Below are 15,853 nucleotides of genomic sequence, written 5' to 3' on the forward strand. Positions count from 1 at the left end.
TCTGGATTGATGGAAACGGAAGGAGCGCTGCTTCTTCCGTTTTCTTTTGGAGGGAGTCCATGTCCTACCACTGGAATTGGGGCGTTTTCCTAAGCCCTGTATCAACCGGCGAGCCCACAACCTATCTCGGCTGGCTCATTTCCGGTTTCCGGGTGACCGTTACCGTGTCGCTCGCGTCATGGGTCGTGGCGCTCGTGGTCGGCTCGTTGTTCGGCATTCTTCGCACCGTGCCGAACCGCAAGCTGGCCGCCATCGGCACGGTTTATGTCGCCATCTTTCGTAATATTCCGCTGCTTGTGCAGTTCTTCATCTGGTATCTCGTGATACCGGAATTGCTGCCGCCTTCCATTGGTAACTGGTTCAAGCAGTTGCCGCCGAACGCGCAGTTCTATTCGTCATCCATCATCTGCCTCGGGTTGTTCACCGGAGCACGCGTGTGCGAGCAAGTGCGCTCGGGCATTGCGGCCTTGCCACGCGGACAACGCGCCGCCGGTCTCGCCATGGGTTTCACCGAATGGCAGACGTATCGCTACATCCTGATGCCGGTCGCGTATCGCATCATCGTGCCGCCGCTGACGTCGGAGTTCTTGAACGTGTTCAAGAACTCGGCGGTGGCGTCGACCATCGGTTTGCTCGAACTATCGGCGCAGGCTCGGCAACTTGTGGATTACACCGCGCAGTCGTATGAGTCGTTCATTGCCGTGACGCTTGCCTATATGCTGATCAACCTGGTCGTCATGCAACTGATGAAAGTGGTCGAAGCCAGGACTAGGCTGCCCGGCTACATTGGAGGCAAGTGATGCATCATTTCAACTGGAGCAGCGTGGTGAGCTCACTGCCCACGCTGTGGACCGGCGCCATCATCACCTTCAAGATCACGCTGCTCGCGCTCGTGTTCGGGATTTTGTGGGGCACTGTGCTCGCGCTGTTGCGCCTCTCGGGCATCAAGCCGCTCGAATGGTTCGCGAAGGGATACGTCACGCTGTTTCGCTCGATCCCGCTCGTCATGGTCTTGCTGTGGTTCTTTTTGATCGTGCCGCAGTTCCTGCAGAATGTGCTGGGGTTATCGGCGGAAGTCGATATTCGCTTAGCCTCCGCCATGGTCGCGTTCTCGCTGTTTGAAGCTGCGTATTATTCGGAAATCATCCGCGCAGGTATTCAGGCGGTGTCGCGCGGACAGGTCAACGCGGCGTTCGCGCTTGGCATGACCTACATGCAGGCGATGAAGCTGATCATCCTGCCGCAGGCGTTTCGCGCGATGGTGCCGTTGCTGCTCACGCAGGCTATTGTTTTGTTCCAGGATACGTCGCTGGTGTATGTGATCAGCCTGGCGGACTTTTTCCGCACGGCTACGAATGTGGGCGATCGCGACGGTACGACCGTCGAAATGGTGTTGTTCGCCGGCGCCTGTTATTTCGTGGTGTGCCTGGTCGCATCCGGTCTCGTCAAAAGTCTTCAGAAAAAGGTCGCCCGATGATCTCACTCAAGAATGTTTCGAAATGGTATGGCCAGTTTCAAGTGCTGACCGATTGCACGACGGAAGTCAAAAAGGGCGAAGTGGTGGTGGTGTGCGGCCCGTCCGGTTCGGGCAAGTCGACGCTGATCAAAACCGTGAACGGACTCGAGCCGTTCCAGAAGGGCGAGATCACGATCAACGGTCAGTCTATCGGCGACAAGAAAACCAATCTGTCGAAGCTGCGCTCGAAGGTCGGCATGGTGTTCCAGCACTTCGAACTGTTCCCGCATTTGACGATCGTGCAGAACCTGACGCTTGCTCAGATCAAGGTGCTGGGGCGGTCAAAGGACGAAGCGACGGCGAAGGGCCTGAAGCTGCTGGAGCGCGTGGGACTGAGCGCTCACGCTGATAAATTCCCCGGCCAGCTTTCCGGTGGGCAGCAGCAGCGGGTGGCGATTGCGCGGGCGTTATCGATGGATCCGATCGCCATGCTCTTCGACGAACCCACGTCCGCGCTCGATCCGGAAATGATCAACGAAGTGCTCGACGTGATGGTCGAACTGGCGCAGGAAGGCATGACCATGATGTGCGTCACGCACGAAATGGGCTTTGCGAAGAAGGTCGCGCATCGCGTGATCTTCATGGATCGCGGGTTGATCGTGGAAGACGACAAGAAGGAAGCGTTTTTCGAAAATCCGAAGTCGGATCGCGCGAAGGATTTTCTCGCGAAGATTCTGCACTGATGGGGTTGGCGAGCTGTTTCGGCTAGCGCCGGACAGCCACACGTATGGCCCGCGTTGATCTAAAAAAGCGTGCGGGGTAAAAAGGGCCGTCCAGCTCACGCTGGACGGCCCTTTTTTTCTAACGTTAGTCGCTGGTTGACGCTGCCTTGGTGTTGTCTTGCGTCACGGCGTCTGGCGCATTTTTCTTCAGCGATTCAATCCCGGCATCGCGCGCTGCCGCGCTGCTGTAAGCCTCGCTCACGCCTATAACCTCGTGATTGCCCGCCTTCAAATTGAAATAGGGCGCGCCGCTTTTGTCCGTCTTACGCTCATAGCGGTCGTCGATCAGCGCGTTTGCCTTGACCGACGCAATGCCGTGTTCCGCCGATGCCCGCGTCACATACGTCTCGCTCTTGAGGATCGGTTCGCCGTTGGCTGCCCGCAGGTTGAAATAGAACTGGCCGTTGCGGGCTCGGTCGATGACGAACTTTCCTGACATGGCATGTGCTCCCTGGGCAGTGGAACGAGCGTGAGTTCAGGTGATCCTCAAAAATCGCGAAACTACTCGATGCCGAGTTCAGTCTCCACATCCGCGGTCGTCTCGATAGGCTCGACGCGCAGCACCGATTCAACGCAAACCTTGCACAGCGGTTCACGCGCTTTCTCCGCAACATCGGCCGGTACCGGGACATTGACTGTCTTGAGCAATGCGCCATGCTGGAACAACGCGAGGTCGCCGGGTTCGAAGCGCGTCCAGATTTCGTCGTCGGTGAGCGGCGAGGTAGCGATCACCGCGACGCGATCTTCCGGCGTGGTGTACTTCGCGAAATCGATCGACATGTCTGCATCGATCAAATGCGCCGTGGAGAACGGCCAACTGCGCACGAGGTAATACAGATGCGTGGAGCAATGCGAAAACAGCGCCTGGCCATTCGACATCAGAAAATTGAATACGCCGAATTGCGTGATTTCGCGCGTCAGCTTTTCCAGCGCCGCGAAAAGTTCGTCGAGCGGCGGCTGGCAGCCTGGGAATTCACGCCGCAAACCCTGCAGCAATGCGCAGAACGCCAACTCGCTATCGGTCGTGCCGACCGGCTGATATTGCCCGTTCAGACAGGGTTTGAAATTATTCAGATCGCCGTTGTGCGCGAAAATCCAATGCCGGCCCCACAGTTCGCGCATGAAGGGATGGCAGTTTTCAAGCAGGATGTGACCTTGCGTGGCCTTGCGAATATGCGCGATCGTATTTTTCGACTTGATCGGATAACGCTTCACCATTTCAGCGAGCGGAGAACTGGCCGACGATTGGTGATCGATGAAAAGGCGGCACGCCTTGTCTTCAAAGAACGCTATACCCCAGCCGTCCGCGTGATGGTCGGTGACGCCGCCACGCGCCGCGAAACCGGTGAACGAGAAAGTCACGTCCGTGGGTTCCGCGCAGTTCATTCCGAGAAGTTGGCACATTGCTGGGGCTGCAGACTGGGTGAATGGAGCTAACCGTTACAATACGGGTAGCCAAAGCATAGCACCGACCAAACCGCCAAAAAATCGCGGCTTTTGACCGCGGGGTGGCATCGTTGTGGAATTTCCACGGTATGGGCCGGCTCGCGCGAGGAAAACTGATCGATTGCATTAGCACTTCGTTGTGCACGCGATGTTGGAGCGCGATTCACTGGTCCAGCAGGCAGATTTTCGTGGCAAACCTTCGCCGGTCAGGTTGAGGGGTTTTGCAGTGAACGTGTCGCTGCAGCGCGCTTCGCTCCGCCGATATTCTCCGTGCGTGCTGGTGTTTTCATGGTCACCGCTGGCCTTCTGTTTCCGTCATCTGATTATTTTCGTCGTTTTTTCGTCGCTATCACGCCAATGTCCGCTTCCACGCTTGCTTCCATTTCGTCCGCATCTTCCCTTGACTCCGTGACGCTCGCGCGTCCCGACGACTGGCATTTGCACGTGCGCGACGGCGCCGTGCTCGCGGCCGTGCTTCCGCACACGGCGCGGCAGTTCGGCCGCGCGATCATCATGCCGAACCTGCGGCCGCCGGTGACGACGACCGAGATGGCGGCGGCGTATCGCGAGCGGATTCTGGCGGCCTTGCCGAAGGATGGCCCGGCGGCGCGTTTCGAACCGCTGATGACGCTTTATCTCACCGACAACACTCCGCCCGACGAAATTCGCCGCGCCCGTGAAAGCGGTTTTGTGCACGGGGTGAAGCTTTATCCCGCCGGGGCGACGACCAATTCCGATGCTGGTGTGACGAGCATCGCGAAATGCGCTAAAACGCTGGAGGCCATGCAGGAGCACGATCTGCCGCTGCTGGTGCATGGCGAAGTCACGGACCCGGCCATCGATATGTTCGATCGGGAGAAGGTTTTTATCGATCGCGTGATGACGCCTTTGCGCCGTGATTTTCCCGCGCTGAAGGTGGTGTTCGAGCACATCACGACGAAGGACGCCGCCGATTATGTTCGCGATGCCGACGGTCCGACCGGTGCCACGCTGACCGCGCATCATCTGCTGTACAACCGCAATGCGCTGTTTGTAGGCGGGATTCGGCCGCATTACTACTGCTTGCCGGTGCTGAAACGCGAGACGCATCGTGTATCGCTGGTGGCGGCGGCCACGTCGGGAAATCCGCGATTTTTCCTCGGCACGGACAGCGCGCCGCACGCGAAGGGGTTGAAGGAGCACGCGTGTGGCTGCGCCGGTTGTTACACGGCGCTGCACGCGCTGGAGCTCTATACGCAAGCCTTCGATCAGGCCGGCGCGCTTGACCGGCTCGAGGGTTTCGCGAGCTTTCACGGCGCGGATTTTTACGGTTTGCCGCGTGCGACGGAGCGTGTGACGCTGCGCCGGGAACCGTGGACGTTGCCCGCCGAATTCATGGCCGGCGAGGACGAAATCGTGCCGCTGGGCGGCGGGGAATCGATCGGCTGGCGGATGGAGTGACGGTTACCGGGGCACGTCATGCAGATGTTTCGGCGCGCCGGATAATTAATCCGGGACCTTAAAGCCCGCGCCTCTCTCCAGCTACTCGCATGTCCAACCGGGAAAACTCACCGAAGCCTGAATGCGCGGGACCATCGTCGGCGCTGTCCGATGCCCGCGCGGCGCAGAGTTTTATGGGCATCGACTGGTCCAGCCCTTGGCTTGCACCACTTGCCGAGCGCGGCGAACGCTGGCGCCAGGCCGCGCTCGATGGCTACGCGTCCTATCTTTCCACCCTGAACGCCGATGCCCGCACCGACCCGCGCGTGACCGGACGTGGCAAGCCGCTGTCGTTTATCGCGCAGGACGAGTTGCCGGCGGGCGCGTCGTATGAAGGTCATATCGCCGAGACTGGCTGCGTGCCGACGCGCTACAACCTGCACGATTTCTTCAACGGCGCGATGTGGTTCCAGTACCCGCGCATCAAGGCGGCGCTGAACGCTCGCCAGGCCGCGCAAATCGATGTGCTCGGCATTGGTCCGACGCGAGGTGCGACGCGCGACGCCCTGACGCTGTTCGACGAAAACGCCATCCTCTTTGCCTGCGCCGACCCCTCGCTCGCCGCTGCGCTCTGTGCATTCGACTGGCGCACGTTGCTCGTCGAACAACGCGCCGCCTGGAGCTGCAGATGCGAGGCGCGAATCTTCGGCCACGCGCTGCTGGAAAAGCTGGTCGCGCCGTACAAGGCGTGCACGGGGCATACGTGGATCGTCGAAGTCGAGCCAGCCTACTTCTTCGCCACCGATGCCGAGCGCCGCGCGATCCTCGACAACGCTGTGTCCGAACGCTTAAAGTGCGAAGCCGTTTCCAGCCGATATTTCACGCCATTGCCCGTGCTGGGCGTGCCGGGCTGGTGGCCGGGCAACGAAACTCCATCCTTCTACGACGACCCCCAAATTTTCCGGTCGGGCCGCCGCTCGCGGGGGGATCGGTGAAATGCGCCCAGCGGAGTGGGGGGCTCGACCCCCATGCTAAAATCAACTTTGCAAAGCAGGCCAGGCAGTCGCGGCTTTTCCGGTTTCGGCCGGGGAGGGCGAGGAAAGTCCGGACTCCACCAGGCAGGGTGATGGCTAACGGCCATCCGTGGCGACACGCGGAACAGGGCAACAGAAAGCAAACCGCCGATGGCCCCGGGCGCAAGCCAGGGGATCAGGTAAGGGTGAAACGGTGCGGTAAGAGCGCACCGCGGCTGCTGCAAGGCAGACCGGCAAGGTAACCTCCACCCGGAGCAATTCCAAGTAGGCAGGCGCGCATCTTCGCGATGCAGGACGGTGCCTCCGTCTCGTCTGCGGGTAGGAAGCTTGAGCGCGTCAGTAATGGCGCGACTAGAGGAATGGCTGCCACGCGCGTCACGCTTTCGGGTGCGATGCGTGCACAGAATCCGGCTTATCGGCCTGCTTTGCGACTATTCAAAAAGAAAGCCGGCGTCAGTGATGACGCCGGCTTTTTTTTCGTCTTCGTTTTTTGATGCGTGTGGCGTCTAGCTCGCGACGATATCGAACGAATGCGTCAACTCAGCCGTCTTGGCGAGCATGATCGACGCGGAGCAGTATTTATCGTGCGACAGGTTGATCGCGCGTTCGACCGACGCAGGATTCAGGTTCTTGCCCGTCACGGTGAAGTGGAAGTGGATCTTCGTGAACACTTTTGGGTCCTCGCTCGCACGCTCGGCCTTGAGCGTCACCGAGCAGCCCGCGATTTCCTGACGGCTTTTCTTCAGGATCATCACGACGTCGTATGCGGTGCAGCCGCCCGTGCCGAGCAGCACCATTTCCATCGGCCGTGGCGAAAGATTGCGGCCACCGCCTTCCGGCGCGCCGTCCATGGTGACCAGATGGCCGCTGCCCGTTTCCGCGGCAAACGCCATTCCGTCCTGTCCCATCCAACTAACTTTACATTCCATGAGAAAACTCCGGGTGCCGTGAGGGCACTTGTTTAATCGTGTTGATTGTAGCGTTTTAGCTGATTGTAGGAATCGAAGCTGTGTTTCCTTCCAAGCTTGGCCGTGGCGCATTGTTGCATTGCGATACGTAAGAGGAATCCGCGATTTCCCTAGCACAGGTGAGGCGTTTTGATGAGAATCTACGCTTCAGTCGCCTTCTTGATTTATGGTAAGTTATTGATTATAAATATTAAATTTATGAAATTTTGATTTCATCATAATTTTGCATTATGAAATTCTATCCCATAATGCAAATTTACTTGCTTTGCACAAAAGCACTTCATATACTTGCTCTCACTGGTTGTCGCAGTCCGACAAACACACAGCGTCTCCTCCACCTCCTCCTAGGTGGATTCAGCCCGAGCCCAAGGCTCGGGCTTTTTTTCATCAGCTTTTTCGTCGATTTTGGTCCTGGCGCAGGCTTCGGCTGCTCGCGAAAATCTCCTCGCGACGACATTGTTCAGCGCTGATCTGAGGCGCACTCGCTTGCTGAACAGGCAAGTTTTGACTTCGCATCAAAATTTCCCTTATAATTCAAAGTTCTCTATCCGCACCATGCCCGCGGACGAGAAACAGGGAGAGCCCGCACGCGCCTCGATGCGCACTTACATACAAGCGGGACATCACAGGGCAGAATTATTTTTTGGATCGATCATGAAGACGTTTTCCGCAAAAGCCCATGAGGTGACGCGTGAATGGTACGTGATTGACGCGACGGATAAGGTTCTCGGACGTGTCGCCAGTGAAGTGGCCGCCCGACTTCGCGGCAAGCACAAACCCGAGTTCACCCCGCACGTCGACACTGGCGATTTCATCGTCATTATCAACGCCAGCAAGTTGCGCGTTACGGGCAACAAGGGTACTGACAAGAAGTACTACCGTCACTCGGGCTATCCGGGCGGCATCTACGAAACGACGTTCAACAAGATGCAAGAACGCTTCCCGGGCCGTGCGTTCGAAAAAGCGGTCAAGGGCATGTTGCCGAAAGGTCCGCTCGGCTACGCGATGATCAAGAAGCTCAAGGTCTACGCTGGCGCAACGCATCCGCATACGGCTCAACAGCCTAAAGCGCTCGAGATCTAAAGGGAGCCCATATGATCGGTAATTGGAATTACGGTACGGGCCGCCGCAAGAGCGCCACTGCCCGCGTGTTCATCAAGTCCGGCACGGGCGTGATCATCGTCAATGGCAAGCCCATTGCTGATTATTTCTCGCGCGAAACGTCGCTGATGATCGTGCGCCAGCCGCTGGAGCTGACGAGCCACGCCACCACGTTCGACATCAAGGTCAACGTGAACGGCGGCGGTGAGACGGGTCAGGCCGGTGCGGTTCGCCACGGCATCACCCGCGCGCTGATGGACTACGACGCAACGCTGAAGCCCACGCTGTCGCAAGCCGGCTTCGTTACTCGCGATGCGCGTGAAGTCGAACGTAAGAAAGTTGGTTTCCACAAGGCACGTCGCCGGAAACAATTCTCGAAGCGTTAAGCTGGTTGGCGGTTTCGTCGTTGTTACGGCGAAATGGCTCGAAAAAGCCGTCTGCGTGTATGCGCCGGCGGCTTTTTTTCTTAGCGGATGGTCGCCGATCGCGGCAATTCGTCAACGGTGCCCCAAGCAGCCGTGGCAAATTCGGGATAGTGTGAAGCGATAGCCTATTGATTACATGGGCTTCCAGCACGATATTGAGATCAGCCCTACAATAGGCACTAGAAGCTTTTTTGGAGAGTTCGAATGAACGCTGTCACCGACACCCCCACGACCGAAATGCCGCTGCCGTTCGTTTTCACCGACGCAGCAGCTGATAAGGTCAAGCAACTGATCGACGAAGAAGGCAATCCGGAGCTGAAGCTGCGCGTGTTCGTGCAGGGCGGCGGTTGTTCGGGTTTCCAGTATGGCTTCACGTTTGACGAAGCCATCAACGAAGACGACACCGTGATGGATAAAGCCGGCGTGCAGCTCCTGATCGATTCGATGAGCTATCAATACCTCGTCGGCGCGGAGATCGACTACAAGGACGATCTGAACGGTGCGCAGTTCGTGATCAAGAATCCGAATGCGACCAGCACTTGCGGTTGCGGATCGTCGTTTTCGGCCTGATTCTGATCGGATTACGCGGTACTAGTGCAGATGTGAAACGGAGCCTTCGGGCTCCGTTTTTGTTTTTGCACCGACGTATGGTCGAATGCGTCGGGTTATGACGGTGAAGCGACGGAGCAGCATGAGTCTGCGTTGGGTGGCGCGCCGGGCAACCGCATTCGCTTTCTTTTCCGCATCCAAGCTTCTTCGCAAAACGCGCTCGTGGCTGCGGGCGGCACTTAACGCGGATAAATCGCCCCCAAAACCCGTTCTCCCGCGGCGCCTGTTACCGCTGGGACATTGCCCGGCTTACGCGCCACGCAACGCATGGCCAGCCATGCGAATGCCAATGCTTCGACCTGTTGGGGCGGCACGCCTAGCGCGTCGGTGGTCATTACGGGAACACCCGCCACGCCGGTCTCTCCAAGCGCCTGCTGGATCGCTTTCATCAGCACCGGATTACGTGCGCCGCCGCCGCACACATAGACCGCACGGCAATCGGATGCATGCCGCTCGATTTCTCGCGCGACGGTAATGGCTGTCAGCGCTACGAGCGTTGCCTGCACGTCCTCGGGTGAAACCTTCTCAAAACCCACGAGTTTGGCATCGAGCCACTCAGGATTGAACAAGTCGCGCCCGGTGCTTTTGGGCGGCTGCTGTTCGAAGAACGGTTCATCGAGCAAGACGTTCAATAGCGGCTGATGCACCTGGCCCTGCGCTGCGAAATGACCGCCTTCGTCGAAGGGGCGTTGCAGATGGCGATGTGCCCATTCGTCCAGCAGTGCATTGGCTGGCCCGCAATCGAAACCGTGCACGCCGCCGTCGGCCGAGAGGATGGTGATATTGCTGATGCCACCAAGATTGCAGACCACGCGCGTTTCGTTCTTGCTGCCGAAAATGGTCGCGTGAAACGCCGGGACGAGCGGTGCGCCCTGACCGCCGGAGGCGACGTCGCGGCTGCGAAAATCGGCGACGATGTCGATGTTGGTCATTTCAGCAAGCAGCGCAGGATTGTTGATTTGCCGCGTGTAACCCTTTTCCGGCCGATGCCGCACCGTCTGCCCGTGTACGCCGATCGCGCGGACTTTCGCGGACGAGTAACCGCTCATGCTCGCCAGTTCGTGACAACACACGGCGTAGCGTGTGGCCAGCGCGTTCGCCGCGAGGGCTTCGCGTTCCAGTTCATTGTCGCCAGGGGCCTGAAGGGCGAAAAGCGCGTCGCGCAGGCCCTGCGAGAACCCGACATGAGCCTCGCCGAGCACGACGGGTGGCTTGCCGGCAGTGAACTGGACGGCAATGCCGTCCACGCCGTCCATGCTTGTGCCCGACATCAGCCCGAAATACACGCCGTCCGCCATGTCGCTTGTTTCCATCACCTCGGTCCGTCGCGCCACGTAGCTCTCCTGTTCGATGCGGGTCTGTGCTCGACCACTGATCGGGCCGCTGCCGTAGAAATTCATTCGGCCAAAACGGCCGCGATGGACCGATTATCCACGCATCGATGCGACTCGTTAAGCCGCTGGCCATTGAGCGATGTTTGGCGTCGGGTATCCCGAGCCCCAACGTCCGAAACATGGCCGAACAGCCAACGCGTGGGGAAAACGGGGCGAAGGCGGACGACATCACGTAAAATCCGTTGCCTGAACAAGCGAATGCCGCACGATTTTCCGCGTTCGAACGCGACTGTGAACGTGCCCGGAAGCGGCGGCTTTTGCCCGATACGCGCTCGTTGGCGCCCCGAATAAATCACCCGAAAAAGTTGCAAGCATGACCACTGAACCGAACGACTCTCCGGCTCCGGCTTCGGCTGCGAAAACCTTGCCCCTCACCGACGAAGTGCAGGCCGCGCTTGCTATCGCGAAACGGGGCTGTGACGAGTTGCTGATCGAAGCCGAGTTCGCGCAAAAGCTCGCTCGCAGCGCCGTGAGCGGCAAGCCGCTGCGCATCAAGCTTGGCCTCGATCCGACCGCGCCTGACATCCATATTGGCCATACGGTCGTCCTGAACAAGATGCGTCAGTTGCAGGATCTCGGCCACACGGTGATCTTCCTGATCGGCGACTTTACTTCCCTGATTGGCGATCCGTCAGGGCGTAACGCCACGCGCCCGCCGCTTACGCGCGAGCAGATCGAGTCGAACGCGAAGACCTATTTCGAACAGGCTGCGCTCGTGCTGGATCGTGAGAAGACCGAGATTCGTTACAACAGCGAATGGTCGATGCCGCTTGGCGCCGACGGCATGATCAAGCTCGCGTCGCGCTATACGGTTGCGCGAATTCTTGAACGCGAGGATTTCACGAAGCGCTATCAGGGTGGCGTGCCAATTTCGATCCATGAGTTGCTGTACCCGCTCATGCAGGGTTACGACTCGGTGGCGCTGAACGCCGATCTCGAACTCGGTGGCACTGACCAGAAGTTCAATTTGCTCGTGGGCCGCGAGTTGCAAAAGCAATATGGCCAAGAGCAGCAATGTATCTTGACCATGCCGTTGCTGGAAGGGCTCGACGGCGTCGAAAAGATGTCGAAGTCGAAGCACAACTACATCGGCATCAGTGAGAAGCCCACGGACATGTTCGGCAAGCTGATGAGCATCTCCGACACGCTCATGTGGCGCTATTTCGAGCTGTTGTCTTTTAGAAGTATCGAAGAGATTGCGCGGTTCAAGAGCGAAGCCGAAGGCGGGCGCAACCCGCGCGATTTCAAGGTGCTGCTGGGGCAGGAAATCGTCTCGCGTTTCCATTCGCCGGTTGACGCCGAACGGGCGTTGGAAGACTTCAATCATCGTGCGAAGGGCGGTGTGCCGGACGAGATTCCATCCGTGACGCTTAGCGGCGCACCGCTCGCTATCGGGCAACTGCTGAAGCAAGCCGGGCTGGTGCCTTCGACTAGCGAGGCGCTGCGCAATATCGAGCAAGGTGGCGTGAAGATCGATGGCACGACGGTGTCCGACAAGGGCTTGAAGATCGAGGCGGGCGAGTTTGTCGTGCAGGTCGGCAAACGCCGCTTCGCGCGCGTCACGCTGGCGGCGTAAGCGCGTGATCGCACTCATTCAGCGCGTTTTGCGGGCCGACGTGCGCGTGGGCAACCGCGTGACAGGTGCGATCGATGCGGGCCTGCTGGCGCTTGTGTGCGCGGAGCGTGGCGACACGCCGGCGATCGCTGACAAGTTGCTGGCAAAGATGCTGGCGTATCGCGTCTTCAGCGACGCCGCTGGCAAGATGAATCTGCCGGTGAGGGATATTGACGGTATGGGGCGTGCCGGCGGCGTGTTGCTGGTGTCGCAATTCACGCTCGCTGCGGATACCTCAAGCGGCCTGCGTCCAAGCTTCACGCCCGCAGCGCCGCCTGAGGAAGGCCGCAGGCTCTTCGAATACTTCGTTGCGCAGGCGCGCTCTACGCATCCGATAGTCGAGACGGGCCAGTTCGGCGCGGACATGCAAGTGTCGCTGGTCAATGACGGACCGGTCACTTTCTGGTTGCAAGTACGTCCCTGATGTTTTGTCACTGCGCCGGCTGACCAGGCGCGTTCTCTGGAATCCCCATGACTACGCAAGTCCTCTTCATCAGGCACGGCGAAACTGACTGGAATCGCATCAAGCGTATTCAGGGGCATATTGATATTCCGCTGGCCACAACCGGCATCGCGCAGGCAGGACAGCTTGCCCAGCGTCTTTTGCGAGAGTCGAAGGACGGCGCACGGCTAGACGCGGTGTATTGCAGCGATCTGCTGCGCGCCCAGCAAACGGCAAAACCGTTTGCGGACGCACTCGGTTTGTCGCTGAACCTGAATGAAGGTCTGCGCGAACGTTGGTACGGTGACTTTCAAGGTCACGACAGTGAAGAAATCCGCGCGAAGTATCCCGCTGAATATGCTGTCTGGCAGAGCCACGATCCGGATTTCGCTCCACCCGGCGGTGAGTCGCAAAGAGCATTCTCACAACGCGTGTTACGCACTGTCGAGCCGATCGTGGCTGCGCATCCGGATGGACGTATCGCGTGTGTCGCGCATGGCGGCGTGCTGGATTGCATCTATCGGTTCGTGCGTGAAATTCCGCTCGACGCGCCGCGCGACTGGCCGCTGCTGAATTCGAGCATCAACGTGGTGGACTTCGAGAATGGTCAGGCGAAGGTCGTGTCGTGGGGCGACGTCGTGCATCTTTCGTCACCCAGTAGCGACGACGACCTCAAGGAGGTGCCGCGCTAGCTTGATCGGACATCGGCTTGAATCGGCTTGAGCTCAGCGCCATTGCGGCTTACGTATCCTGATTTGCGTCCCACAGATCGCGAACGGGACCCGCGTCCGGGGCGGCGAGACCGAAGTGGCGATACGTCAACAACGTGGCGACGCGTCCGCGTGGCGTGCGCTGCAAGTACCCCTGCTGGATCAAATAGGGCTCGAGTACGTCTTCAATGGTGTCGCGCTCTTCACCGATTGCCGCAGCCAGATTGTCGACCCCGACCGGACCGCCATCGAACTTATGCAGGATGGCTTCCAGCAGTTTCCGGTCCATCAGGTCGAAGCCGACCGCATCGACGTCGAGCATTTTCAACGCGGCATCGGCGACGTCAGCCGTGATGTTGCCGTCCGCTCGGACCTCGGCATAATCGCGCACGCGGCGAAGCAGCCGGTTCGCAATCCGCGGAGTGCCACGCGCCCGCTTTGCAATCTCCAGCGCTCCTTCCGGCACAATATCCGCCTTGAGCAACGACGCTGAGCGCGTAACGATCCGCGCCAGTTCGCTCGCGGTGTAGAACTCCAGCCGCGACACAATGCCGAAGCGATCGCGCAACGGATTGGTCAGCATGCCAGCACGCGTGGTCGCGCCAACCAGCGTGAACGGCTGCAAATCCAGCTTCACGCTACGCGCCGCCGGACCTTCGCCAATCATGATGTCGATCTGATAATCCTCGAGCGCCGGATACAGGATCTCCTCGACGACCGGTGACAGCCGGTGGATTTCGTCGATGAAAAGCACGTCGTTCTTTTCGAGGTTGGTCAGCAGCGCGGCGAGATCGCCGGCGCGTTCCAGTACCGGCCCCGACGTTTGCCGCAGATTAACGCCCATTTCCCGCGCGATGATGTGCGCGAGCGTGGTCTTGCCCAGACCCGGCGGTCCGAATAACAGAACGTGATCGAGCGCTTCAGAGCGCCGCCGTGCGGCCTCGATAAAGATCTGCAACTGATCCCGGATCTTCTCCTGCCCGACGTATTCCTCGAGCTGACGCGGCCGCAGCGCGCGCTCGAACACTTCCTCGTTCGGCGAGACCGGAGTAGCCGAAATGATGCGTTCGGCGGCGAGTTTGTCGGTTTCTATCATGCGTCGATTGTACCGCGTCGCTAAAACGCCGAAAGCTGGCCGATCGGCCGACTGTTGGCCGGATCAGCCGCGTGGGAGACTGAATCCGTACCAGGTTTGCGTTCGGATTGAGTCTCGCTCGCCAATCATCAGCGCGTGGGTTGAAACGACAGCGCCTTCAGGGCCAGTTTGATGCCCTCGGAGACGCCCGTGCCGGCCGGAACATTCTTGACCGCCATAAGCGCTTCTTTATCGGAGTAACCCAATGCCAGCAATGCATTCAGGATATCGCTCGCGTGATCCGGACCGGCCACCGTGCCCGCCGCCGTGCCCAGGTCCGCACCAAGCTTGCCCTTCAGTTCGAGCAAGAGGCGTTCGGCTGTTTTCTTGCCAATGCCAGGTGTACGCGTCAGGCGCGCGGCGTCTTGCATTGTCACTGCTTGCGCCAGTTCCTGAACGCTCATGCCGGAGAGCACTGCCAGCGCCATGCGCGCACCGATCCCGCTGATCTTGAGCAGTTCGCGGAAGGTCGTGCGTTCCTGCTGCGTGCCGAAGCCGTACAACAAATGCGCGTCTTCACGAACGATCAACTGAGTCAGCAGCACGACCTTTTCGCCGCTGTTCGGCAGGTTGTAGAAGGTGCTCATCGGCACGGCGATTTCATAACCGACGCCCCCGCAATCAACCAGCAAATACGGCGGGTTTTTTTCCAGTAAAACGCCTGCGATACGACCAATCATGGTGAGGGACTTGTAATGGAGTTAGCCGACAAGACGGCCGCGCCGTACGCGCAGGCCCTTTTTAGCCAGCGAGGGCGCAATGCCGCCGAGTGCCGTCATCGCGCCACCGGCATGCGCGTGACAGATGGCCATGCCGAGCGCATCGGCGGCATCGGTGCCGGGCACGCCGGTGAGCGCAAGCAAGCGCACTACCATCTGCTGCATTTGTTCTTTCGTTGCGCGGCCATAGCCCACCACGGCTTGCTTCAACTGCAACGCGGTGTATTCGGCCACTGGCACGCCGTTCGCAACCAGGCCGCAAATGGCCGCGCCGCGGGCCTGGCCGAGCAGCAGTGTCGATTGCGGGTTGACGTTCACGAACACCTTCTCGATCGCGGACTGATCGGGTGCATGCTGCCGGACGAGCGTCGAAATACCTTCGAAGATCGTATTGAGACGCGACGGCAAATCGGCGTCGGCGGTTTTGATGACGCCGCTGGTCACATAGGTCAGCGTTTGGCCGGTCTTATCGATGACGCCAAAACCGGTCACGCGCAGGCCCGGGTCAATACCGAGAATTCTCATGGAGTGCCGTTGGAACGTAGTGCTTGCGATACTAACAGCGCGGCGCAGAAAGTAAAAAGCCCGGTATGCCTGC

18 protein-coding genes and 1 other RNA gene are annotated in these 15,853 nt (G+C 59.3%); 12 read left to right on the forward strand and 7 right to left on the reverse strand.

Going from position 1 to position 15,853, the window contains the following annotated elements; translation table 11 throughout:
* The first annotated feature begins 59 nt into the window (after positions 1–59).
* From M0D69_RS08445 to M0D69_RS08455, 3 genes are read left to right on the forward strand one after another with little or no spacing between them, the layout of a single operon-like run.
* A complete protein-coding gene (locus tag M0D69_RS08445) occupies positions 60–800 on the forward strand; it encodes an amino acid ABC transporter permease (RefSeq protein WP_301781582.1) in 741 nt (246 codons plus the stop codon).
* Positions 800–1,477, forward strand: a complete 678-nt coding sequence (gene gltK, locus M0D69_RS08450) for a glutamate/aspartate ABC transporter permease GltK (protein ID WP_122176031.1) — start codon at positions 800–802, stop codon at positions 1,475–1,477. The genes M0D69_RS08445 and gltK overlap by 1 nt, the downstream gene beginning before the upstream one ends.
* Positions 1,474–2,199, forward strand: coding sequence for an amino acid ABC transporter ATP-binding protein (locus tag M0D69_RS08455; protein WP_047895660.1), 726 nt, complete (start codon positions 1,474–1,476; stop codon positions 2,197–2,199). Before gltK ends, M0D69_RS08455 begins: the two co-directional genes overlap by 4 nt.
* 124 nt (positions 2,200–2,323) lie before the next feature.
* Here M0D69_RS08455 and M0D69_RS08460 read toward each other — a convergent pair whose 3' ends face one another.
* Entirely contained in the window at positions 2,324–2,677 is a 354-nt protein-coding gene (locus tag M0D69_RS08460; RefSeq protein WP_301781583.1) for a YegP family protein, read from the reverse strand.
* 62 nt (positions 2,678–2,739) lie between these two features.
* Positions 2,740–3,642 (reverse strand): class II glutamine amidotransferase, encoded by a 903-nt coding sequence (locus M0D69_RS08465; RefSeq protein ID WP_301781584.1) that lies wholly within the window; start codon positions 3,640–3,642, stop codon positions 2,740–2,742.
* 399 nt (positions 3,643–4,041) lie between these two features.
* Between M0D69_RS08465 and pyrC the strand changes: the two genes are divergently transcribed.
* The 3 genes from pyrC to rnpB all read left to right on the forward strand — a co-directional run bounded on the left by pyrC (position 4,042) and on the right by rnpB (position 6,568).
* Entirely contained in the window at positions 4,042–5,124 is a 1,083-nt protein-coding gene (pyrC, locus tag M0D69_RS08470) for a dihydroorotase (RefSeq protein ID WP_301781585.1), read from the forward strand.
* Positions 5,125–5,297: 173 nt separating this feature from the next.
* Positions 5,298–6,098 (forward strand): DUF3025 domain-containing protein, encoded by an 801-nt coding sequence (locus M0D69_RS08475; RefSeq protein ID WP_301781643.1) that lies wholly within the window; start codon positions 5,298–5,300, stop codon positions 6,096–6,098.
* Positions 6,099–6,150: 52 nt separating this feature from the next.
* Positions 6,151–6,568: RNase P RNA component class A (gene rnpB, locus M0D69_RS08480), an RNA gene on the forward strand.
* Between the two features lie 75 nt (positions 6,569–6,643).
* Here rnpB and M0D69_RS08485 read toward each other — a convergent pair.
* A complete protein-coding gene (locus M0D69_RS08485; protein ID WP_301781586.1) occupies positions 6,644–7,066 on the reverse strand; it encodes an OsmC family protein in 423 nt (140 codons plus the stop codon).
* Positions 7,067–7,759: 693 nt separating this feature from the next.
* Between M0D69_RS08485 and rplM the strand changes: the two genes are divergently transcribed.
* From rplM to erpA, 3 genes are all read left to right on the forward strand, one after another.
* On the forward strand, positions 7,760–8,188 hold the full coding sequence (gene rplM / locus M0D69_RS08490; protein ID WP_031357525.1) for a 50S ribosomal protein L13: 429 nt from the start codon (positions 7,760–7,762) through the stop codon (positions 8,186–8,188).
* A gap of 11 nt (positions 8,189–8,199) precedes the next feature.
* Positions 8,200–8,592, forward strand: coding sequence for a 30S ribosomal protein S9 (gene rpsI, locus M0D69_RS08495; RefSeq protein ID WP_031357524.1), 393 nt, complete (start codon positions 8,200–8,202; stop codon positions 8,590–8,592).
* A 243-nt stretch (positions 8,593–8,835) separates the two neighbouring features.
* Entirely contained in the window at positions 8,836–9,201 is a 366-nt protein-coding gene (erpA, locus tag M0D69_RS08500; protein ID WP_031357523.1) for an iron-sulfur cluster insertion protein ErpA, read from the forward strand.
* 218 nt (positions 9,202–9,419) lie between these two features.
* On the opposite strand, the gene M0D69_RS08505 is transcribed toward erpA, so the two are convergent.
* Positions 9,420–10,553 carry an anhydro-N-acetylmuramic acid kinase gene (locus M0D69_RS08505; RefSeq protein ID WP_301781644.1) on the reverse strand — a complete coding sequence of 378 codons (1,134 nt, stop codon included), beginning with the start codon at positions 10,551–10,553 and terminating at the stop codon, positions 9,420–9,422.
* 394 nt (positions 10,554–10,947) lie between these two features.
* On the opposite strand from M0D69_RS08505, the gene tyrS reads away from it, so the two are divergent.
* The 3 genes from tyrS to M0D69_RS08520 are packed head-to-tail and all read left to right on the forward strand — an operon-like array spanning position 10,948 to position 13,383.
* Positions 10,948–12,210, forward strand: coding sequence for a tyrosine--tRNA ligase (tyrS, locus tag M0D69_RS08510; protein WP_301781587.1), 1,263 nt, complete (start codon positions 10,948–10,950; stop codon positions 12,208–12,210).
* 4 nt (positions 12,211–12,214) lie between these two features.
* A complete protein-coding gene (gene dtd / locus M0D69_RS08515; RefSeq protein ID WP_301781588.1) occupies positions 12,215–12,673 on the forward strand; it encodes a D-aminoacyl-tRNA deacylase in 459 nt (152 codons plus the stop codon).
* A 47-nt stretch (positions 12,674–12,720) separates the two neighbouring features.
* On the forward strand, positions 12,721–13,383 hold the full coding sequence (locus M0D69_RS08520) for a histidine phosphatase family protein (RefSeq protein ID WP_301781589.1): 663 nt from the start codon (positions 12,721–12,723) through the stop codon (positions 13,381–13,383).
* A gap of 49 nt (positions 13,384–13,432) precedes the next feature.
* Here M0D69_RS08520 and ruvB read toward each other — a convergent pair whose 3' ends face one another.
* From ruvB to ruvC, 3 genes are all read right to left on the reverse strand, one after another.
* A complete protein-coding gene (ruvB, locus tag M0D69_RS08525; RefSeq protein WP_301781590.1) occupies positions 13,433–14,497 on the reverse strand; it encodes a Holliday junction branch migration DNA helicase RuvB in 1,065 nt (354 codons plus the stop codon).
* A 128-nt stretch (positions 14,498–14,625) separates the two neighbouring features.
* A complete protein-coding gene (gene ruvA / locus M0D69_RS08530; RefSeq protein ID WP_301781591.1) occupies positions 14,626–15,216 on the reverse strand; it encodes a Holliday junction branch migration protein RuvA in 591 nt (196 codons plus the stop codon).
* Positions 15,217–15,237: 21 nt separating this feature from the next.
* The gene (ruvC, locus tag M0D69_RS08535) at positions 15,238–15,780 is read right to left on the reverse strand and encodes a crossover junction endodeoxyribonuclease RuvC (RefSeq protein WP_301781592.1); all 543 of its coding nucleotides are present in this window, start codon (positions 15,778–15,780) and stop codon (positions 15,238–15,240) included.
* Positions 15,781–15,853 lie beyond the last annotated feature (73 nt).

Origin of the sequence: Caballeronia sp. SEWSISQ10-4 2, from assembly GCF_030464885.1 — a bacterium.
GTDB lineage: Bacteria > Pseudomonadota > Gammaproteobacteria > Burkholderiales > Burkholderiaceae > Caballeronia.